Here is a 21,388-nt window from a genome sequence, read left to right as displayed (position 1 = left end):
AGCGGGCGTTCGCTCAGAACGACATCTTGTACAGCGGCAGCACGGTGCGGAAGGTGTCTTTCACTCGGGCGACGAAGGCCTCGCCGTCCTTCAGGACCGGATCCTCGCGGTCGATGACGATGCCGCACAGCGCTTCCGACGCCTTGACGGCGCGCAGCCGTTCCAGCAGCTTGGCCAGTCCGTCGCGGCCGAGCTCTTCCTGAGTGTCGCCGCCGGGCACCATATGGTTGCCCGACCAGAGGTAGTGGCCGGGAATGTTCCGTTCGATCTCGTCCAGCTGGCGCAGCGCATGCTCCGCGAAGACCGTCTTGTTGTCGGACTCGTAAATGATGGCGAACTGCGCGAACAGGTGGGACCCGAACAAGCCGATCTGGAAGTGCGGGAACATTTTGTAGCCGCGTTTGCCGGGCGCGAAGGCGACCCAGGTATCGTTAGGCGGATTGATCGTCCGGCGCGCGTGCTTGGCGACGTGCGGGAACATCGGCTCGCCGCACAATTCCGTCAGGAACGGCGACAATCGCTCGCCGAGCTCGTTCAATTTGGGACGGATGCGGGAGATGAGCGCATCCATGCGAGGTTCGAGGCCCGGAACCGCGAAGACGTCGAAGTCGTCGGGGGCAAATCCGGCGAATGCCCGGTTTGCCGGTTCAGTCGTCAGGGTCATGGCGATGATTCATCCTTTCTTTCGCGGGGAAACGCAGGTTTGGTTCGTCTATTATAGCATAGGTTCGCGTTTGCAATCTCGCGGCTATTCCGTTAGTCTACTTTAGTATGGTTGTAAACCTGAGGTTGGGAGAGGTCATTCATGTTTTGGCAGCAATTATGGTTCTTATCGAATATGGTGTTCGTGACGCTCGCGATCGTGTTTCTGTTCATGCACCGCTCGGTGACCGCCGCCCGCCAGGAGGCGGATGCGCCGCTGGTGGCGAAGCGGAAGAAGACCCGGCTGGCGTTCGGCGTGCTTGCTTCGGCTTCGTTTATCGTCATGGTTACGTTCTTCCTGATCAACATGCGCGTGAACGGTTGATCGCTTCGCAACAAGTGTCAAAACTTGTCTCTTTACAACTCCTTCGCAACTTTAATGTTAAATTTGCGTCAATGATGTCAGAGTAGGCTGCAGAACAGCCGGCCATGACGCTTCTCGCGCAGAGCCACAAAGGAGTAAGAAAAGGAGACACAGCATGAAGTCGCTCAAATGGTTATTGATTTTATCGTTCTTATTCGTGCCTTTCACGCATGCGGCGACGAAGAACGTTTACGCGGAGGGTTTCGACTCGGCAGGGTACGCCACGGCTGCGAATCAGCTAGTACTGACGATGGGGAGCGCCAAGATGCTGCATAACGGGACGGCGTATCAATCCGCGCAGCCCGTCGCGAACATCGAGAGCCGGACCTTTATTCCGTTCAGCTCGATCGCCAAGCGCTACGGATACACGATTTCGTACGACGCCCAGAAGAAAGAATCGATCGCCAGGAACGACAAGCACGAGCTGGTGTTCAAGATCGGCAGCGGCTTCGCTTACCGGGACGGCGTCCTGACGAAGCTGACCGGCGCCGCGTACATCTCGAACGGTTATCTCATGGTGCCGCTTCGTTCGTGGGGCGAGATGGCGGACAGCACGGTCGCGGTGAACGGCAAGACGATCACGCTGACGTGGTCGACCGTCGTCATCCCGCCGAAGCCGACGGCGAATTTCGAGGTGCAGCCGTCCGAGATTTACGCGGGTCAGACGCAGGTGACGTATATCGATCATGCGGCGAATCCGACGGGCATGCCGTTCATCGACGAACGGTGGGACGGCCGGATGGACGTCTTCCCGGAACCGGGCACGTACGTCGTTTCGCGGCAGGTGCAGGACAGCAACGGCACGTGGAGCGATCCGTACGCCGTCACCGTCGTGGTCAAAGCGCCGAACCAACCGCCCGTCGCGGACTTCACCACCGAGAAATCGCAATACCGCATCGGCGAGCAAGTCCGTTATATCGATATGAGCACGGATGACGAGAACGCCATCGTCAAGAGCACGTTTACCGGCAACGACAACGTATTCTTCGAACCCGGGGACAAGACGGTCACGCTGGTCGTCGAGGATAAGCACGGCTTGACGTCGACGGTGACGAGAACGGTAACGGTCACGAACGACGTCCTGTATACCAAGGACGAGTATTACCGCTTGAATACGAGACCGGGCGAGAATTTCCCGATCGATCCCGACTCGGTGCCGAAAATGCCGACGATCACGTACGCGGTCAATTCCGAAACGTCCCAGCTGGTGCGCAGCAACAGCCCGGAGACGCTGACGCAGGAAGGCATCGCGTACGAGGCGCAGTTGACCGGCCAAGTCCGCTTCATGTTCCATAACGTGAACAAAATCGGCTACCCGGTTCGCATGTACCTGCTGGCCACGAACAACAACAGCACGGTCGCGAACGTGAACACGAGCTCGATCGGCGTCGGCGGACCCGATCCGGTCGTCGGAAACACGGGCAAGATGGCGGTCGTGCGTTACTTGAACGCCTACCAAAGCAATCCCGCTCCGAAATGGATGACGGTGCGTCCGCATCAAACGATCGAAATCCTGCCGGAGCTATCGAAGACGCCGATGAAGGCGAATGAAGTACTGACTGCTTACGCGGATATCTTCAGCGATCAAGAGCTGCAGTTCCATATCGTCGTCGTGGCAGCCGGCAAGGATCCGCTCGCGGAGCTGCCGAACATGACGGTCATCCCGCGGGACGGCATTCACGTGCGCGGCACGTTCTACAACGCCGACCGTTCCATCGAGATCAACGATACGCTCGGCAACACGGAGCAGCGCATCGTGCTGGGCGACAAAACGATCGACAAATACCTGGACGGCATCGACGACACGACCGGCCAGCTGCAGTACAACACGGGCAACTTCGGCACGCTGTACCGCATGCATCTGCCGCATGTGGCGCCGCGCACGCTGATCGCGCTCAATGCGAGAGGCGGCCTGTACATCGGGGCGTTCATGGTCAACGGCCAAGTGGTGCCGACGTCGATGATGAACAACACCCAGGCAACGGCGCTGTACCGGACCGGAGTAACGGAAGAATCGGTCGACATCGTCTTCACGCTCGCGGCCGGCAGCAACCTGCCGATCGCGATGACGTTCCTGCCGCTGCCGGAGCTTCGCTGGTAACGGCGGACCTCAAGGAATCACGATAACCGCCGATAACCGGACGCGGCCCGTAGCCGCACCGCAATTTGTATCCCCCAATCCATCTCGCGATGGATCGGGGGATTTTTTGTTAGTTCCCGGCGTCGGCTCGCGATGTTGGATCGGTGTTGGATTCCGACGTTCATCTTTGGATTCAATGTTGGGTTTTGAATTTAATGTTGGTTTTCGGTTCGGGCAGATCAGGACTCGAACATGCGAATTGCCTATTCTGCGCAACCTTTCCTGATTTCGAGCGCTTTTACAAATGAAACATGCTGGGTTGAAAAACCGAAAACATAAGGCTGTTAAAGTAAAACCAGATAGAAACAGTCATCATGTCTCAACAACTCACAAAAGGAGGACGAGAAACCATGAAAAAGCAACTCGCGAAAGGCATCATGCTTTTGGCTGTCATGCTGACGACGGTAAGTTTGGCGGCATGCACGAAAGCGAACGACAACGGCTCGAACGCGGAGGCAACCGGCAACGGAGGCAATGCGCAAACGAACGCCAACGCGGAGGCGCCGGCCGAACTTTCGGTGGACGAGCTGGCAAGCAAAGCGAAGGAACAAGGGGAAGTCGTCAGCGTCGGCATGCCGGATTCTTGGGCGAACTGGAAAGACACTTGGGCGGACATGGACAGCAAGTACGGCCTGAAGCATACCGATACGGATATGTCGAGCGCCGAGGAAATCGCCAAGTTCGAAGCCGAGAAGGACAAGGCGACCGCCGATATCGGCGACGTCGGAATCGCGTTCGGTCCGGTAGCGGCCGAAAAAGGCGTTACGCAACCGTACAAAACGTCCTACTGGGACGAAATCCCTTCGTGGGCCAAAGACGCGGACGGCAACTGGGTCGTCGGCTATCAAGGCACGATCGCGTTCATGGTCAACAAAGACCTCGTGAAGGACGTACCGAAAAGCTGGGACGACCTGCTCAAGGGCGATTATAAAATCGCCGTCGGCGACGTGACCAAGGCGGCGCAGGCGCAAATGGCCGTCCTGGCCGCGTCGATCGCGATGGGCGGCGACGAGACGAACATCCAACCGGGCGTCGACTTCTTCAAAAAGCTCGCGGAACAAAAACGGATCAGCAGCGCCGACGTGACGACGGCCAACTTCGAGAAAGGCGAAATCCCGGTCGGCCTATTATGGGATTTCAACGCCCTCGGTTACCGCGATCAGATTAATCCGGACCAATTCGAGGTCGTGATTCCTTCGGAAGGCAGCGTCGTGAGCGGTTATGCCACGATCATCAACAAATTCGCTCCGCATCCGGAAGCGGCCAAGCTGACCCGCGAATACATTCTCAGCGATGCCGGCCAGATCAACCTGGCGAAGGGCTTCGCCCGTCCGATCCGCGACAGCGTCAAATTGCCGGACGACGTGTCCGCCAAGCTGATTCCGCTGGATCAATACAAGAACGCCAAGCCGATCTCCGACTACAGCGCTTGGGACGAGACCGCCAAGAAACTGCCTCAGTTGTGGCAGGATAACGTCCTGATTCATTTAAGCTAATCGAACCCGGCCGATGCGGCCCGAACGCGGGCGGCGCAGACAAGCGCCGCCCGCGTTCGCCTGTCGCGGGGCCGACGACAATCGAGCCTTCACAAGGAAGGGATAGAGGATGAGCCAACAGTTGACGCTTGCCAAGAAACCCGCGCGCCGTTTTCGTTTCAAGCCGGTCGCGCTCGCGCTGATTCCGTTTGCCGTGTTGATCGTCGCGTTTGAAGTGCTGCCGCTCATCTATCTGGTCATGACCAGCCTGCTGTCCGACGACGAAACGCATTATACGTTGGCCCAGTACGCGACGGCGCTGACCAGTCCGTATTACCTGAAAGCGATCACGAACAGCGTCACGATCTCGCTTGGTTCAAGCGTCATCGGCCTCGTCGTGTCGCTGTTCGCCGCGTATTCGCTCACGAAGCTGTCCGGGGCGGCCAGGGAGCGGCTGCTGACCATCTCGAACATGTCCTCCAACTTCGCCGGCGTTCCGCTGGCGTTCGCCTACATCATTTTGCTCGGCAACAACGGGATCTTCACGATTTTGCTGGACTCGTGGGGCCTCGACGCCTTCAGTCCCGATTTGTATTCCTGGACCGGTCTGATGCTGGTGTACGTGTATTTCCAAATTCCGCTCGCCACGCTGCTGCTGTATCCCGTGTACTTCGGCATCTCGGAGCAATGGAAGGAAGCCGCGGCGCTGCTCGGTGCCGGCTCGTTCGCGTTTTGGCGGAAAATCGGGCTTCCGGTCATCCTGCCGGGGCTTGCCGGCACGTTCATCATTCTGTTCGCCAATTCCATGGGGGCTTATGCGACGGCCTACGCGCTCGTCGGAGGCAACTTCAACCTGCTGGCGATCCGGATCGGGTCCCTCGTCGCCGGCGACGTCGTGACCAAACCGCAGCTCGGAAGCGCGCTCGCCGTGCTGCTCGGCCTGATGATGATGGCGGCGCTCGCGGTGAACGCCCGTCTGATGCGCGGACTGCGCAAGGAGCAGACGAACGGATGAGCCAGCCATGCGGAAAGCAATGCGGAAGGAGGCGTTCATGTTGAGAAGCAATAAACCGCGGGGACGGCGGAGCGCGGGCCGGTTTCATCGCATCGTCTGGGCGATCCTGATCATTTATCTGGTCCTCCCGCTGGTAGCGACGCTATTGTACGCGCTGGCCGGCAATTGGCAGACGACGATCCTGCCCGAATCGTGGACGCTGAAGTGGTTCCAGGATCTGCTGCACGACAGCCGGTTCACGGAGGCGTTCGTCCGGTCGATCGTCGTGTGCGGGATCAGCCTGACCGTCAGCACCGCCGTCATGGTGCCGACGGTCATCATCGTCGTACTGGAGTTCCCCAAGTGGGAAAAGGTGTTGAACATGCTGGCCCTGATCCCTTATGCGGTGCCGGGCGTCGTCGCCGCCGTCGGATTGATCCGGCTCTATTCCTCCGGACCGCTCGCCATCTCGGGTACGATCTGGCTGCTTTGCGGCGCGTATTTCATCGTGGTGCTGCCGTTCATGTACCAAGGCATCCGCAACAGCTTGCGCTCGGTCAATGCCGTCATGCTTCAGGACGCGGCCATGCTGCTGGGCGCCGGACGCTGGCAGGCGTTCCGTTACGTGCTGCTGCCGAACGTCATGCCGGGCTTGACCGTGTCGCTGCTGCTGTCGTTCGCGGTACTGTTCGGCGAATTCGTGCTGGCGAACCTGTTGGTCGGCGGTCAATACGAGACGATCCAGATTTATTTGTACCGCCGCCAAGGAGAGAGCGGGCATCTGTCGAGCGCGGTATCGATTACGTATTTCGTGCTGGTGGCCATCATCTCGGGCGTCATGCTCAAATTGGGCAAGCGCGTGCTGAACGCGCCGAGTCCCGCGGACGACGACAAGCCGGCGGCGGCGGGGAACAAGAAGGGCAGAGGATCGAGCCCGGGAAGCGCCGCCGCGCCGGGAATCACGCTGCAAGGAGGTCAGGAATCGTAGATGAGCTATGTTGAATTCGAACGGGTATCGAAATATTTCGGAAATGCCGGCGGAGCGCCGGTGCTGGATGCGTTGTCGCTTGGCGTGGAGAAGGGCGAATTCGTTACCTTGCTGGGTCCGAGCGGCTGCGGGAAGAGCACGTTGCTGCGCTGCGTGGCCGGGTTGACGGAGATCGACGAGGGCCGCGTCCGGCTGGACGGGGTCGACCTGACGAACATGGCGCCGAAGAAGCGCAACGTCGGGATGGTGTTTCAATCCTATGCGCTGTTCCCGAACATGACGGTTTACGATAACGTGGCTTTCGGCTTGAAAATGAAAGGCATGGCACGCGCCGAAATCGAGCGAACGGTCAAACGGATGCTGGAGATCATCGACATGTCCGAGAAAAGCGGCCAATATCCGCACCGGCTGTCCGGCGGCCAGCAGCAGCGGGTGGCGCTCGCGCGGTCGCTCGCCGTCCAGCCGAAGCTGATGATGATGGACGAGCCGCTGAGCGCGCTCGATGCGAAGATCCGCAAGATGCTTCGGGTGGAGATCCGCCGCATCCAGCAGGAGCTGGGCATGACGACGCTGTTCGTCACGCACGACCAGGAAGAGGCGCTGACGATGTCCGACCGGATCTGCATCATGAATCAGGGACGGATCGAGCAGACGGGAACGCCGGAGGAGATTTACGCCAGACCCAAAACGGCTTTCGTCGCGCGGTTTATCGGCAATTATAACGTGCTGAGCGCCGAGGAAATGGCCGTTATCGGCCAGGCCGGGGCTGCGGCGGCAGTCGGCTTCGAACCGGAAGCGTACGCGATCCGGCCGGAAGCCGTGCGGATATCCGCCGCGGACGGCGGAAGCGGGGACATTCCGGCGGACGCTTATTCGATGGACGGCACCGTGTCGGACTGCACGTCGCTCGGAGCCCTGCTGCGCTATACGGTGCAAGTCGGGAATCTGAGCATTACGACGGATGAATTGAACGCGCCGGCGAGCAGCCGCTATGCGGCGGGCGCCCGGGTGCGGCTCGAAGTCGACCGCGACGCGTGCGTCCCGCTTCAAGGGTAGAGGCGGAACAACGGGCTGTAGGCCTTCGCGGCGCAGGAATGCGAGACCGGGTCGAAACAACAAACCAGCAAGCGAACTAAGTGCAAACGAATATCGCAAGCGAACATAGCAGAGGTGACGCGCAATTGTCAGTTTCGTCCGAACAGCGTAAAGAATGCATTCTGCAGCTCCTCGAGAGCGAAGGCAAAGTGAACGTGCTTCCGCTCGCCAACCGGTTCATGGTGTCTTCGGAGACGATCCGCCGCGATCTTGACGCGTTAGAGCGGGAAGGCCAGCTGCGGCGGGTATACGGCGGAGCCGTCAAGCATGCCGCCTACAGTCCCTTGGAGCCGCCGTATGCGCTGCGGCAGAGCCAGCGCGCGGAGGAGAAGCGGGCCATCGGCCGGGCCGCCGCGGACTGGATCGAGGACGGCAGCACGATCGTGATCGACGTCGGCACGACGGCCATGGAATTGGCGAAGGCCATCCAGGACAAGCAGCAGCTGAAAGTCATTACGAACTCCGTCGCCGTCGCCGCGGTCTTGTCGGATTCGCTGAATCACGGCCGGTTTCGCGGCAAGGTGACCCTGCTCGGCGGCGAGCTCAATCCGGAGCAGCAATCGATCAGCGGACCGTTGTGCGAGCGGATGATGGAGCAGTTCCGGGTGGATCTGGCGTTCCTGTCGGTCGGCGGCGTATCGCTCGTCGACGGCATCACCGATTACGACGCGAACGAAGCCTCGATGTCGCAGCTGTTCGCCCGCTGCGCGCAGCGGGTCGTCGTGCTGGCCGACCGTTCGAAGCTCGGCATGACGACGTTCGCGCGCATATTGCCGTTCGACGGGGTCGAGGCGATCATCTGCGACGTCGATTGCCCGGACGAATGGAAGCATGCCGTGGACCGCTCCGGCGTGCAGTGGATCAAGGCCATGTCCGATAACAAGAAGGAGGAATAACGCATGCGGAAAGCGATCATGGTCGTGCTGGACGGCTTGCGCTACGATACGGCGCGCGCCGTCATGGGTTATATGGAGCATCTGGTCGAGAAGGAGCGCGCCGCCTGCTACCGCGTCAGCTCGGAGCTGCCGAGCCTGTCGCGGCCGCTGTACGAGGTGCTGCTCACCGGAACGCCGCCCGCCGAGAACGGCATAACGGCAAATCACACGGTGAGGCTGTCGAATCAGCGAAGCGTCTTTCATCTTGCGGTCGAGCAGGGGCTCACGACCGCGGCAGCAGCTTACCATTGGGTAAGCGAGTTGTACAACCGCGCGCCTTTCAATCCGTTGACCGACCGGATTCAGTTGGACGGGACGTCGCCGATCCAAAACGGGCTGTTTTATTTCGACGACACGTATCCGGATTCGCATCTGTTCGCCGACGCGGAGTTTCTCCGCCAGGCCTATTCGCCGGATTTTCTCTACATCCATCCGATGAACATCGACGATATCGGGCATAAGCACGGCTCGGATTCGGCCCAGTACCGGCAAGCGGCCGGCACGGCGGACGCGATTCTCGCCGGCGTGCTTCCCGCGTGGCTGGAACAAGGTTACCGCGTCATCGTTACGGCCGACCACGGGATGAACGAATTCGGCCAGCATGGCGGCACCGGCCGGGGCGAACGGGATGTTCCGTTCTACGCCATCGGGCCGGAATTCACGCCCGGCGTCTACGAAGCGCCTATCCCTCAGCTGGCGGTGGCCCCGCTCGTGTGCGGCCTGCTCGGCATCCCCGCCCCGCCCGCGATGAGACCCGCGGCGCTGCCGGGCTGCTCGCTGCAGCTTGCGCGCGAAGGCGGGACCGGGGAATGAAGGTCGATTTTCATTTTCACCTGGAAGAAGGACCGTATTCGCTTCGCTGGCTGGAGCGGACGGCGAGAGCGCTCGCGGCAACGGCGCCCGGGGACGGGCGGGGAGCGGAGGCGGAATCTTCCGCGGTCCATTCCCTGTCGTGGGTCGGCGGCGTCAGCGAAACGTTGGGTCGGCGGATCGAACAGGGGCCGTTCAGCCCCGATTGGATCGGACGGTATATGGCCGAGGGAAGGCGGAAGGGGATCGAACGCTTCGGACTGGTCGATCATTTATACCGGTTCGAGGAGTTCAAGCCGTATTATCTGAAGCATATCCGCGTCGACGATACGCCGCTCGGCATCCTCCAGGGGGAATGGCTGGACCGGGTATGCGTGACGTCGGCGGCCGCGTTCATCGAAGCGGCCAGAGACGCCGCGGGCCGCGACGGAGCGCTGTCGGTCGGCGTCGAGGCCGATTATTTCGCCGGCGGGGAGGCGGAGCTGGCCGCGCTGCTCGGCACGCTGGACTTGGATTACGTGATCGGTTCCGTCCATTTCATCGACGGCTGGGGCTTCGACAATCCGGAGACGGCGGACCGGTTCGCAGGCGAGGACCTGGAGTCGTTGTACGCGCGGCATTTCGCGCTCGTTCAGCGTGCGGCCCGCAGCGGGCTGTTCGATATGATCGCGCATCCCGATAACCTCAAAGTGTTCGGCTACCGGCCGGATGAAGAGCGTTTGGCGGAGCTGTACCGAGAGACGGCGCGCGCGTTCGCGGAAGCGGGCGTCGCGACGGAAGTGAACACGGGCCTCGCTTACCGGTACCCGGTGAAGGAGATGTGCCCGAGTCCGGCGCTGCTCGCCGCGATGCACGCATGCGGCGTACCGGTTACGTTTTCCTCGGACGCGCATTTTCCCGACGATCTCGGCACGATGATCGACGAGGCGGTCGAGCTGGCCAAGCGGATCGGCTATACGGAGGCCGTATGGTTCAAGGACCGCAGGCGCTATACATGCGGTTTGTAGCAGCCTCCGCGTCGGGCTGCAGCGGATTGCCGAAATCGCTCTCCGGCGCACAAATAGAAAAGCACCTTTCACGGGCCGCGACTGCTGCGGATCGAGAAGGTGCTTTTCGCGTTTGCGAACGATTCGTCTTCGAGCGCCGCTCGCTAGCGCCGGCTTTGAGCGGCGGCAACGAAGGGAGCCGCCTCGGCGTCCGCTCCCGCATGCTGCTTGCGGAACTGCTTCGGCGTCATGTTGAACCGCTTCTTGAAGACGTAGTACAAATAATTGCTGCTCGCGAAGCCGTGCTCCAGCGCGATCTGCTCGATCGGGCGGCTGCCTTCGACGATGGCGGAACAGATCTGGGAGAGCCGGTAGTTCTCCAGGTAAGCCGTGAACGAATCCTCGCCCTGCTCGCGGAACACCCGCTGCAGCTGCCTGGCGCTGATCGGGATCCGTTCGGCGACCTCCTGCAGCGTCAGCGGCTGGGCGTAGTTGTCGTGAATGAACTGCGTGGCGATCCGGAACCGGTGCTCGTTGATATTGCGCGAGGGCGGCTCGAACGTCACGTTCGGAATGGCGGACATCCGCGCCGAACGCAGCAGGATTTGAATGATCGCCTGCTTGATCGTCGAGAACGCGCCGGGCTGTCCTTCGTTCCAAGCGCGATAGGCGGTCAGGAACCAGGCCATCGCGTTGTACTGATCGACATGCGGCTTCATCGGCAGCGTATCCAGCGCCCGGATGCAGGCTTCCGCTTCGTGCCGTTCCCACGGATCGCCCCAGTTCCCTTCCTGGTCCGTTTCCTTGATCGGCACGATGTCGATATGCAGGCAGAGCTCGTCCATCGCTTCGCGCGAATCGGCTTCCTGCTGATGGATCACGTTCGGTCCGGTCAGGTAGAAGAGACCCTCGTGGAGCGGATAGACGCTTTCCTCCAGCACGACGGTTCCTTTGCCGCGCGGAATGAAGTGAAACTCGTATTCCGAGTGCTTGTGGAAACGGACGATCTTGCCGGGAGAAAAGGAGGTCAAGTGGCAGCGCAGCACGCGAAACCCGTAGCCTCCCCAGCGGAATTGGATATCGAGTCGGTCGATCGCGTCGTTGCGTTCGGCCATCAATGAATAAGCAAACGGCTTGGCCATGTTGTACTCCTCCTCTCCCCGTTTCGTGAAACGGACCTTAGTTTTACAGCTCGGACAGGGAGACCGCGCGTTTCTCCGCGTTCGAGATCGTCGCGGCTTCCATCAGCTTCGTCAGATCGATGGCAAGGCCGACGTTTTCCGTTGCTTCCGTGCCGTTCAGCACATGGCCGACCCATTGATCGAAGGCGGAAATCCGTTTCTCCGGCTGTTCGATCGTGACCCATTCCTGCGCATCCAGTTTGTTGCTGCGCACGCGGACGACTTCATCCGGCGTGCCGTACAGCAGCGAGCCTTCCGTGCCGTGGATTTCCACGCTGAACGGGGAGTGCGCGTTGACGAAGCCAGCTTCGACGATACCGATCGCGCCGTTCTCGTAGCGAAGCGTCGCGACCGCGTTGTCTTCGACTTCCTTGCCGGTCACGTAGCCGAACGTTGCGTTCACGCTGGCAGGCAGGCCGAGGAAGAGGCGGGTCAGGTACATCGGGTGGCAGCCAAGGTCGATCAAGGCGCCGCCGCCGCATTGCTCGAGGTTGTAGAAATGCTCCGGCAGCCAGTTGGCGATCGCGCCGTTGTGGGAGAGGCGAACGCGAGCCTGCGTCAGCTCGCCAAGCAGTCCTTGGCTCAGCACTTCTTGGGCAGCCAGCGTATAGCGGTCGTTAAGGCGCGGCAGGGAAACCGTCAGCTTTACGCCGGCTTCGCGGACGGCCGCGATGATTTCGTTCACTTCTTGCGTCGTCGGAGCGATGACTTTCTCCGTGAATATATGCTTGCCGGCGCGTGCGGCCTTCACCATGACGTCGCGGTGAATGTTCGTCGGCGTATCGACAACGACCGCATCGATGTCAGTGCGGGCGAGCAACTCATCCAGATCGGCAATGAAAGGCACGCCGAGCTTGGCGGCGGCTTCCTGGCCGCGGGCCGGAATTTCGTCCCAGACGGCGACGACCTCGGAATTCGGATTGTTTTGCACGTCTTTCGTGTAATCCCAAGCGTGAACATGCCAGTAGCTGAGCATTGCGATGCGAATCATTGATTTATTCCTCCTAATAGTGGGTCAAGGCCGGTTTGCCTTGGATTTGGCGCGCGATTAGAGTTTTATATGCTCTAATTATGCGACACATGTATACGGTAACACAAATAAAATCGCGCTATAATATGTTTCCATGACAATAAAACTACAAAATTGCGACAAATCGCCTGTCGTCAATTCATAAGCCGGCCGCAAATTGACGCAGACGCCGAATTGCGTCATGATAGAAGCAGACAAGCCTCGCGCGCCAGCGCGGCCAATGCGCCGTTACGCCGCCGAAAGGAGCAGCCGCCATGAGGACCCTCATCAAAGCGCCGATTCACGTTTACCGCCGTTTCATATCGCCGATCAAGCCGCCGACGTGCCGGTTCTATCCGAGCTGCTCCGCCTACGCGCTGGAGGCGATCGACAAGCACGGGCCCTTGCGCGGCAGCTGGCTCGCGGCCAAGCGCATCTGCCGATGCCACCCGTTTCATCCCGGCGGCATCGATTACGTGCCGCCTACCCGCGAGGAGCTCGCGCGCAGAACTTCCGCCCCGCTTGACAGCCCCTCGGGGGATTCGGTATAGTTTCAACAAGAGCATTCCTTCCAATAAACGCATACCATTTTTCGATGAACGGATAAGTACTTATGCGACGACCTTACCAGAGAGCCGGGGCAGCTGGAAACCGGCAGGGTGCAGCCTTAAGGAAAATGGTCCGGGAGAACCGCTTTCGAGCAGCAGCGCGCGACTGGCTGCGGCAAGGCTGCGGCGACTGACCTCGTTAACGGTCTGCTGCTCATCCGATAACGGGTGAGCCGAATGAAGCTTTCTTCCTTTATCGCGACCTCGCATGAACGCCGCCGAACGGAAGAGAGGAATTTGGGTGGTACCACGTTAGCGACAGCTTTCGTCCCATGGCGGACGGGGGCTTTTTTTGTTTTTCGAAAACGATGCATGCTTGCTCCGGCAGGCAAGAGGGAGTGTTACCGATGAGCGAAACGAAACCAACCTTTTACATCACGACACCGATTTATTATCCCAGCGACAAGCTGCACATCGGACATGCCTACACGACCGTGGCGGGCGATGCCATGGCGCGCTACAAGCGCCTTCGCGGTTACGACGTCTGGTACCTGACGGGCACGGACGAGCACGGACAGAAGATCGAACGCAAAGCCGCCGAGAAGGGCAAGACGCCGCAGCAATTCGTCGACGATATCGTCGTGCTGATCAAGGATCTATGGAAGAAGCTCGACATCTCCAACGACGATTTCATCCGGACGACGGAAGAGCGGCACAAGGTCGTCGTCGAGCGGATCTTCGACCGGCTGCTGGAGCAGGGCGATATTTATAAAGGCCATTACGAAGGCTGGTACTGCACGCCGTGCGAGTCGTTCTTCCTGGAACGCCAGCTCGAGGGCGGCAACTGTCCGGACTGCGGACGTCCCGTGGAGCTGGTCAAGGAAGAGAGCTATTTCTTCCGGATGAGCAAATACGCCGACCGGCTGCTGCAATTCTATGAAGAAAACCCGGATTTCATCCAGCCGGAATCCCGCAAGAACGAGATGATCAACAACTTTATCAAGCCTGGGTTGGAAGATCTGGCGGTATCCCGCACGACCTTCGACTGGGGCGTCAAGGTCAAGGGCGATCCGAAGCATGTCGTGTACGTCTGGATCGACGCGCTGTCCAACTATATCACGGCGCTTGGCTACGGTACGGACGAGAGCGGACGGTTCGACAAGTTCTGGCCGGCGGACGTCCATCTCGTAGGCAAGGAAATCGTCCGGTTCCATACGATTTATTGGCCGATCATGCTGATGGCGCTGGACGTGCCGCTGCCGAAGAAAGTATTCGCCCACGGCTGGCTGTTGATGAAGGACGGCAAAATGTCCAAATCCAAAGGCAATGTCGTGGACCCCGTGACGTTGATCGACCGATACGGCCTCGACGCGCTCCGTTATTATTTGCTGCGCGAAGTGCCGTTCGGCGCGGACGGCACGTTCACGCCGGAAAACTTCGTGGAACGAATCAATTTCGACCTCGCCAACGACCTGGGCAACTTGCTCAACCGGACGGTCGCGATGATCGACAAGTATTTCGCCGGCGAAGTGCCTGCTTACGAAGGACCGGTCACGGCGTTCGACGAGAAGCTCTCGGCGCTGGCCCAAGGCACGGCGGAGCAGGTGGAGGCGGCGATGGAACGGATGGAGTTCTCGGTCGCGCTGACCGCCATCTGGCAGCTCGTCAGCCGGACGAACAAATACATCGACGAAACGCAGCCGTGGACGCTGGCCAAGAGCGAAGAAAAGCGCGGCGAGCTCGCTTCCGTCATGCACCATCTGGCGGAATCGCTGCGCATCATCTCGATCCTGCTTCAACCGTTCCTGACGAACGCGCCGCTCAAGATTCGCGCGCAGCTGGGCATCGCCGAAGGCGAGCTTACCGTCTGGGACAGCACGAAGCGCTTCGGCAGCCTGCCCGGGGGCACGCGCGTCGCGAAGGGCGATCCGATCTTCCCGCGTCTTGACGTCGCGGAAGAAACGGCGTTCATCGCCGTATCCATGAACGGCGGAGCGGCGCCTTCCGAGCCGGAAGCTGCGCAGGATGCTCCGGCTGCCGCGGCGGACGCAACCGCTGCCGCGCAGGCCGAGACAGCCCCGTCACCGGAAGCCAAAGAAGAAATCGGCATCGACGAATTCGTCAAAGTCGAACTTCGCGTGGCGCAGGTGCTCGCCGCCGAACCGATCCCGAAAGCCGACAAGCTGCTGAAGCTGCAGCTGGATCTCGGCTTTGAACAGCGCCAGGTCGTCTCGGGCATCGCCAAGTTTTATAAGCCGGAGGAGCTCGTCGGGCGCAAAGTCATCTGCGTGGTGAACTTGAAGCCGGTAAAGCTGCGCGGGGAGATGTCGCAGGGGATGATCCTTGCCGCTTCGCACGGCGATCAGCTGACGCTGGCCACCGTGCCGGACGATATGCCGAACGGCGCAATTGTGAAATAAGCGTGAATCATGACCGCCGGAGCCCGACGCTCCGGCGGTTTGTTTATTGACAGGGCGCATGCCCGTCTATATAATCGTCATAGTAATGTTTACGATTATGATCCTAGCTATGAACGAAGATAGATAGACCGAGGTGCTGCAATGTCAGGAAAATTCAGGTTTCGCAAAGCTGCCGCGGCGGCTTTGCTCGTAGTATTGGCGGCATTCGCCGCGGGCTGCGGCTCTTCCGGCCAAGGCAAGCTCGTGGAAGGCAAGCTGAACGTGGTCACGAGCTTCTATCCGCTCTACTTCCTTGCCCAGCAGATCGGCGGCCCGGAAGCCAACGTCATCAACATGATTCCGGCGGGCGTCGAGCCGCATGACTGGAGCCCGAAGAGCCGGGATCTGGACACGGCCTCGAACGCGCAGCTGTTTCTATATAACGGCGCTGGCTTGGAAGGCTGGGTCGACGATTTTCTCGAAGGATTGCCCGGCGATTCCAAGCTGGTCACGGTGGAAGCGTGCCAGGGCATCGCGAAGCTGTCCGGGAATCCGGACGGCGGCAGCACGGATGCGGGCCATGTCGATCCGCATACGTGGGTCAGCCCCAAGTCGATGCTGGTCATGGCGGATACGGTGCTGCGGAATTTCGAGGCAACGGATCCGGCGAACAAGGCCGGGTACGAAGCGAATTACGCGTTGCTGGAGCAGAGACTCAAGGCGCTCGACAAGAAGTATACGGAGACGCTGTCGCCCCTCAAGCATAAGGACATCGTCGCGTCCCATCAAGCGTTCGCGTATCTGGCGCGTGATTACGGGCTGAAACAAGTGGCGATAATGGGGTTGTCGCCGGATGCGGAGCCGAAAGCGCAGGATTTGCTGCGGATATCCAAATTCGTGAAGGCGAACGGCATCAAATATATCTTTTTCGAAGAGCTGGTCTCCGACGAGATTGCCAAGACGCTCGCCCATGAAGCGCATGTCGAGACGATGGTGCTGAATCCGTTGGAAGGCCTGACGCCGAAGCAGGCGTCCAAGGGAGAAGATTACTTCTCGCTGATGGAAGCGAATTTGCAAAATCTAGTGCAGGCCTTACAATAGATATAGCGTGTACGGAATCGGGAGTGAAGCTGTATGTGGATACAAGAAGGGCCGTCGCGGTTGGATTGCCACGAGCCGATCATCGAGCTGGATAACGTTTCGTTCGCTTACGAGCAGCGGGCGGTCATCGACGATGTCTGCTTTGCCGTGCAGGAACGCGACTTCGTCGGCGTGATCGGCTCGAACGGCGCGGGCAAGACGACGCTGATGCGCATGATCGTCGGACTGCTCAAGCCGACGGGCGGCTCCATCAAGCTCTTCGGCAAACCGATCGGCGAGTTCCGCGACTGGGATCGGATCGGCTACGTGCCGCAAAAGAATTCGTTCAATCCGTTGTTTCCGGCAACGGTGCGGGAGGTCGTGCTGTCTGGTTTATACAACCGCGGCAAGCTGTTCAAGCGGGTGACGAAGGCCGATGCGGTCAAATGCGAGGAAGCGCTGCATGCCATGAAAATCGAGGATTTGGCCGGCAAGCGCATCGGTCAGCTGTCGGGCGGCCAGCAGCAGCGCGCGTTTTTGGCGCGGGCGCTCATCAATAACCCGGCGCTGCTCATTCTGGACGAGCCGACCGTGGGCATCGACGCGGAAACGCAGGAGGGCTTCTTTCATCTGATCAAGCACATGCATCAGCACCATAACATTACGTTCCTGATGGTGTCGCATGACATGGAGATGATTCGTTCCTATCTGGGGCACGAGCCGAAGCAGCAGAGCGGCAAGATCAAATTTTACGTGAAGCATTCCCACGATCTCGAGGATTGTGTGGAAACGAACCTGACGCACAGCCTTCGCGAGCTGCGTCATTCCATGGAGAGAGGGAAAGTAGGCGTATAGTTGTTGGATATATTAACGCTTGAATTTTTTCAGAGGGCGCTGATCGGAGGCGTTCTGATCGGCATCACGGCGCCGCTTATGGGGCTGTTTCTCGTGCTGCGGCGACTGTCGATGATCGGCGATACGCTGTCGCATGTATCGATTGCGGGCGTAGCGCTGGGATTTCTCATCGGGGTATACCCCGTAGCGGTCGGGCTCGTGTTCGCGATCGCCGCGACGTTCGCCATCGAGAAGCTGCGCAAGGCATACAAAACGTACGCGGAGCTGTCGATCGCGATTATCATGTCCGGCGGCGTGGCGCTGGCATCGCTGCTATTCTCGCTCGGGAAGGGCTTCAATGTCAGCGTGACCGGTTATTTGTTCGGCAGCATCTACACGCTCGATACGATCGATCTGCTGCTGATCGGCATCGTGACGGTCGTCGTGCTCCTGGCGATCGGACTGCATGCCAAGGAGTTGTTCCTGCTCACGTTCGACGAGGATGCGGCGGCGGTCAGCGGGCTGCCGACGCGGTATTTCAATTTCATGATCAGCATTCTTACGGCGCTCGTCATCAGCGTCTCCATCAAGATCGTCGGGGCGCTGCTCGTATCGGCGCTGCTCACGATTCCGGCCGCATGCAGTCTCGTCATCGCCAGGAGCTTCCGTCAGTCCATCGTGACGGTCGTCGTGGTGGCCGAATTGGCGGTCGTCGCCGGGTTAATGACGGCCGGTCTATGGAATTTGGCTCCGGGCGGCACGGTCGTCATGCTGCTGATCGTCATTTTGCTGGTGCTGCTCTCCTTCAGAAGAAAGTTCAGCGCAGGCTAGAAGCGGAGGAATCATTCATGTCTGACGTAACGGTATGGGCGGCGTTCGGGGCCGGGATCGCATCATTCATCTCGCCGTGCTGCCTGCCGCTTTACCCGTCTTATCTGTCGTACATAACCGGCGTATCCGTCGCCGACCTCAAGAGCGAGCATCCCGGCAGGGAAGTGCGAATTCGCACGATGAGCCACACGCTGTTCTTTATACTCGGATTCTCGATCGTATACTATACGCTCGGCTACGGCACGAACGCCTTTGCGGAGCAGTTCTCGAAGTACTCGGATCTGATCCGCCAGCTGTCGGCCGTGTTTATTATTTTGATGGGTTTGATCCTGGTGGGATTGATTCAGCCTAAAGTGCTTCTCCGCGAGATGAAGATGCCGTTGCGCATGAAAAAGTCCGGATACCTGGCTTCGTTCATCTTCGGCATCGGCTTCTCCGCGGGCTGGTCGCCCTGCACGGGACCGATCCTGGCAAGCATCCTGCTGCTCGCGGCATCCGAGCCGGGCACTTGGTTCGAGCTGACGACCGCCTACGCGCTCGGCTTCGCCATTCCGTTCTTCGTCCTGGCGTTTTTCATCGGATCCACGCGCTGGATCGTGCGCTATTCCAACCTCATGATGAAAATCGGCGGAGCCGTCATGCTCCTGATGGGCATCCTGCTCTTCACGGACCAAATGACCAAAATCACCATTTGGCTGAACTCCGTGACCCCTGAGTTCATGAAGTTTTAGATGCGGGCGAAGTTTTGACGGAGTAGGCGAAAACAGTCTGAAGAAGCGTTAGCGTTCGCCTTCGTACCCCGAATTTCAACGATAAAGGTTTCCAAATTGAGAAATTCGGAAGTACAACAGCGATCGGAAGATGTTTTCGCATACGCAGTATGCTTTTAGCATCTAAGTGAAGTATTCGATCTTCGCATCCTCGAAATGCTCAAAGATGCGCTCCGAGATAAACATGCGGAGCGCTTCTGCTTGTTCATCGGGGTAAACGTATTTGCCCTGTCCCCAACGGCCCCATTTGTATTTGCGCTTCTCGATGTCCATCTCGAGCTTCGTCCGGGGATAACGCTTCTCGATGACGTTCTTCGCCGTCTTCGTGAACCGATGCTGGATCAGCTCGAACGTGAGATTGGACGAGGCTTCCTTCGGCAGCGCCTTGGCGAGCGAGTCCAGCAGCTCGGCGTAGCCTTCCTGCCAGCCCTCGTGCCAGATAATGGGGGCGATGATGAAGCCGAGCGGGTACCCGGCGCCGGCGATTTTGGCCGCCGCTGCTATCCGTTCCTCGAATGGCGAGGTAGCCGGCTCGAAATGCTTGATCACGTACTTGGCGTTGACGCTGAAACGAATCCGCGTATGCCCGTTGTGCTTGATATCGAGCAGAGAGTCGACATAATGGAATTTGGTCACGAATCGGAGCCGGCCGTATTCCTGATCCGCCATGAACGCGATCAGCTCCTTCAGGCTGCCGGATATCGGCTCCAAACCGACGGGATCGGACGTGCAGGCGGCTTCGAACCGGGTGATTTCCGGAATCCGTTCGTCGATATAGCCTTGGGCAGCCGCCAGGATATCGTCCATGTTGACATAGACGCGAATATAGGGCTTCGCGCCGAGCGTCGTTTGCAGGTAGCAATAATGGCAATGGCCCATGCAGCCGGTCGCGATCGGAATGGCGTATTCCGCCGACGGCTTCGACGTATCGAATTTCAGCGTTTTGCGGATGCCGACGACCAAGGTTCGTTTGGCGATCTTGTATTGCTCCGACTCCGTCTCGCCTGGGAAATTCAGGATTCGGTTGTGGGAGGAGGTCATCAGGTAAGGGATATTCATGGCCTTGACCCATTCCATGATTTTCTTTCCTTTTGGATAGTCGAGGGATGCCGGTTCGAAATAAACGAGTTCAGGTATGAACGATTCGTGAACGCGTTTTTGCCGTGTCGAATGCTCGGGCGTCATGATGCTCATGGCTGCAGGCCTCCTTGGGTTCGTTCGGGATACGGGTAGTTTGGGAAAAGAAGCGCGGCCGCAAACATGGAAAGTTAAGTGGGCCGGCGCGGGTTGCGGCATGGGGGCAGGCAGTGTATGATACTAAGAGTGAGCGCGGACGGCGAAGCTGCCGGCAGACCCGACGCGCGAAAGGAATCCGTTCGTACGGGATGCTGGTGAAATGGAGGTTGTTCAATGCCGACTCCGAGTATGGAGGATTATCTGGAACGCATTTATAAATTGATCGATGAGAAGGGCTATGCCCGTGTCTCCGATATCGCGGAAGGACTGGAAGTGCATCCGTCTTCCGTCACGAAGATGATCCAGAAGCTGGATAAGGACCAGTACTTGATCTACGAGAAGTACCGCGGTCTCGTACTGACCAACAAGGGGAAAAAAATGGGCAAGCGGCTGATGGAGCGCCATCATCTGCTGGAATCGTTCCTGACCGTGATCGGCGTGCAGGAAGAGAACATCTACAAGGATGTCGAAGGAATCGAGCATCACTTGAGTTGGGATTCCATTACGTGCATCGAGACGTTGGTGGAGTTTTTCCGGAGAGAACCAGAGAGACTGGAAGCGTTTAAATCCATCCACTCCGAACTGAACACCGAAGAAGCATGACAAAGAAGAAGGGGCTTTCCAAAACGCATGTCGCCATGCGGTACTTGGAAAGCCCCTTCTTCGTCTTTAACGCCTTTCAATGATACTTAGGCAAGTCATCGTCGTCCTTGCCGCCTTCGATCACGCGGAATGGCATGTTCTTGCGGGTTTTTGTCCGGTTGGCCTGCTGCTGGTCTTTGCGAGCGCTTGCTTTATACCGCTGCTGCGGCTTCGCTTTGGCGGCCGCAACCCCCGGCGGAAACTTGTAGAGCAAGTAAATTACGCCGAAGACCGCGACCGGAATAAGAAGCTGATAGGGATTGCTGATCGTTTGCGAGACAAGGCCGATGACGACAAGCGATAGGATGATGATGGTTGGCAGACTCAGTTTACGAGGCATGACGCGCTCACCCTTCCTTCCCGAATCAA

Annotated in this window: 21 protein-coding genes; 16 read left to right on the top strand and 5 right to left on the bottom strand. The window is 59.2% G+C overall.

The features are described 5' to 3' along the window. Positions 1-13: 13 nt before the first annotated feature. Positions 14-664 (bottom strand): YktB family protein, encoded by a 651-nt coding sequence (locus AC50YL_RS02705; protein ID WP_494829107.1) that lies wholly within the window; start codon positions 662-664, stop codon positions 14-16. 141 nt (positions 665-805) lie between these two features. Here AC50YL_RS02705 and AC50YL_RS02700 point away from each other — a divergent pair, with 141 nt between their 5' ends. From AC50YL_RS02700 to AC50YL_RS02660, 9 genes are all read left to right on the top strand, one after another. Then, positions 806-1,027, top strand: coding sequence for a hypothetical protein (locus tag AC50YL_RS02700; RefSeq protein WP_494829105.1), 222 nt, complete (start codon positions 806-808; stop codon positions 1,025-1,027). Between the two features lie 154 nt (positions 1,028-1,181). Continuing rightward, positions 1,182-3,167, top strand: a complete 1,986-nt coding sequence (locus AC50YL_RS02695; protein WP_494829103.1) for a copper amine oxidase N-terminal domain-containing protein — start codon at positions 1,182-1,184, stop codon at positions 3,165-3,167. A 389-nt stretch (positions 3,168-3,556) separates the two neighbouring features. After that, positions 3,557-4,702: an ABC transporter substrate-binding protein gene (locus tag AC50YL_RS02690; protein ID WP_494829101.1), complete on the top strand. Its 1,146-nt coding sequence runs from the start codon at positions 3,557-3,559 to the stop codon at positions 4,700-4,702. Positions 4,703-4,811: 109 nt separating this feature from the next. Continuing rightward, complete coding sequence (locus tag AC50YL_RS02685) at positions 4,812-5,696, top strand: ABC transporter permease (RefSeq protein WP_494829099.1); 885 nt, start codon at positions 4,812-4,814, stop codon at positions 5,694-5,696. Between the two features lie 37 nt (positions 5,697-5,733). After that, on the top strand, positions 5,734-6,663 hold the full coding sequence (locus AC50YL_RS02680) for an ABC transporter permease (protein ID WP_494829098.1): 930 nt from the start codon (positions 5,734-5,736) through the stop codon (positions 6,661-6,663). Then, complete coding sequence (locus AC50YL_RS02675) at positions 6,664-7,719, top strand: ABC transporter ATP-binding protein (protein ID WP_494829096.1); 1,056 nt, start codon at positions 6,664-6,666, stop codon at positions 7,717-7,719. A 125-nt stretch (positions 7,720-7,844) separates the two neighbouring features. Continuing rightward, complete coding sequence (locus tag AC50YL_RS02670) at positions 7,845-8,654, top strand: DeoR/GlpR family DNA-binding transcription regulator (protein ID WP_494829094.1); 810 nt, start codon at positions 7,845-7,847, stop codon at positions 8,652-8,654. A gap of 3 nt (positions 8,655-8,657) precedes the next feature. Continuing rightward, complete coding sequence (locus AC50YL_RS02665) at positions 8,658-9,506, top strand: alkaline phosphatase family protein (protein ID WP_494829092.1); 849 nt, start codon at positions 8,658-8,660, stop codon at positions 9,504-9,506. Beyond that, the gene (locus AC50YL_RS02660) at positions 9,503-10,510 is read left to right on the top strand and encodes a PHP domain-containing protein (protein ID WP_494829090.1); all 1,008 of its coding nucleotides are present in this window, start codon (positions 9,503-9,505) and stop codon (positions 10,508-10,510) included. Before AC50YL_RS02665 ends, AC50YL_RS02660 begins: the two co-directional genes overlap by 4 nt. A gap of 143 nt (positions 10,511-10,653) precedes the next feature. Here AC50YL_RS02660 and AC50YL_RS02655 read toward each other — a convergent pair whose 3' ends face one another. Further along, complete coding sequence (locus tag AC50YL_RS02655) at positions 10,654-11,631, bottom strand: helix-turn-helix domain-containing protein (protein WP_494829088.1); 978 nt, start codon at positions 11,629-11,631, stop codon at positions 10,654-10,656. A gap of 43 nt (positions 11,632-11,674) precedes the next feature. After that, positions 11,675-12,661, bottom strand: a complete 987-nt coding sequence (locus AC50YL_RS02650; RefSeq protein WP_494829086.1) for a Gfo/Idh/MocA family protein — start codon at positions 12,659-12,661, stop codon at positions 11,675-11,677. 293 nt (positions 12,662-12,954) lie between these two features. Here AC50YL_RS02650 and yidD point away from each other — a divergent pair, with 293 nt between their 5' ends. The 6 genes from yidD to AC50YL_RS02620 all read left to right on the top strand — a co-directional run bounded on the left by yidD (position 12,955) and on the right by AC50YL_RS02620 (position 19,102). Next, entirely contained in the window at positions 12,955-13,230 is a 276-nt protein-coding gene (yidD, locus tag AC50YL_RS02645; RefSeq protein WP_494829084.1) for a membrane protein insertion efficiency factor YidD, read from the top strand. A gap of 404 nt (positions 13,231-13,634) precedes the next feature. Next, a complete protein-coding gene (metG, locus tag AC50YL_RS02640) occupies positions 13,635-15,647 on the top strand; it encodes a methionine--tRNA ligase (RefSeq protein WP_494829083.1) in 2,013 nt (670 codons plus the stop codon). A gap of 141 nt (positions 15,648-15,788) precedes the next feature. Next, positions 15,789-16,727 carry a metal ABC transporter solute-binding protein, Zn/Mn family gene (locus tag AC50YL_RS02635; RefSeq protein WP_494829082.1) on the top strand — a complete coding sequence of 313 codons (939 nt, stop codon included), beginning with the start codon at positions 15,789-15,791 and terminating at the stop codon, positions 16,725-16,727. Between the two features lie 33 nt (positions 16,728-16,760). After that, a complete protein-coding gene (locus AC50YL_RS02630; protein WP_494829080.1) occupies positions 16,761-17,561 on the top strand; it encodes a metal ABC transporter ATP-binding protein in 801 nt (266 codons plus the stop codon). Between the two features lie 3 nt (positions 17,562-17,564). Then, positions 17,565-18,371: a metal ABC transporter permease gene (locus AC50YL_RS02625; RefSeq protein WP_494829079.1), complete on the top strand. Its 807-nt coding sequence runs from the start codon at positions 17,565-17,567 to the stop codon at positions 18,369-18,371. A 17-nt stretch (positions 18,372-18,388) separates the two neighbouring features. Beyond that, a complete protein-coding gene (locus tag AC50YL_RS02620) occupies positions 18,389-19,102 on the top strand; it encodes a cytochrome c biogenesis CcdA family protein (RefSeq protein ID WP_494829077.1) in 714 nt (237 codons plus the stop codon). Positions 19,103-19,264: 162 nt separating this feature from the next. Here AC50YL_RS02620 and splB read toward each other — a convergent pair whose 3' ends face one another. After that, the gene (gene splB, locus AC50YL_RS02615; protein ID WP_494829778.1) at positions 19,265-20,326 is read right to left on the bottom strand and encodes a spore photoproduct lyase; all 1,062 of its coding nucleotides are present in this window, start codon (positions 20,324-20,326) and stop codon (positions 19,265-19,267) included. A gap of 225 nt (positions 20,327-20,551) precedes the next feature. Here splB and mntR point away from each other — a divergent pair, with 225 nt between their 5' ends. Beyond that, on the top strand, positions 20,552-20,980 hold the full coding sequence (gene mntR, locus AC50YL_RS02610) for a transcriptional regulator MntR (protein ID WP_161740777.1): 429 nt from the start codon (positions 20,552-20,554) through the stop codon (positions 20,978-20,980). 76 nt (positions 20,981-21,056) lie between these two features. On the opposite strand, the gene AC50YL_RS02605 is transcribed toward mntR, so the two are convergent. Then, positions 21,057-21,359, bottom strand: a complete 303-nt coding sequence (locus AC50YL_RS02605; RefSeq protein ID WP_494829075.1) for a hypothetical protein — start codon at positions 21,357-21,359, stop codon at positions 21,057-21,059. Between the last annotated feature and the right edge of the window lie 29 nt (positions 21,360-21,388).

It is taken from the genome of Paenibacillus sp. J22P277, from assembly GCF_059383675.1.
The sequence above is the reverse complement of the archived record's forward strand: the minus strand, read 5'-3'. Positions and strand labels throughout refer to the sequence as shown.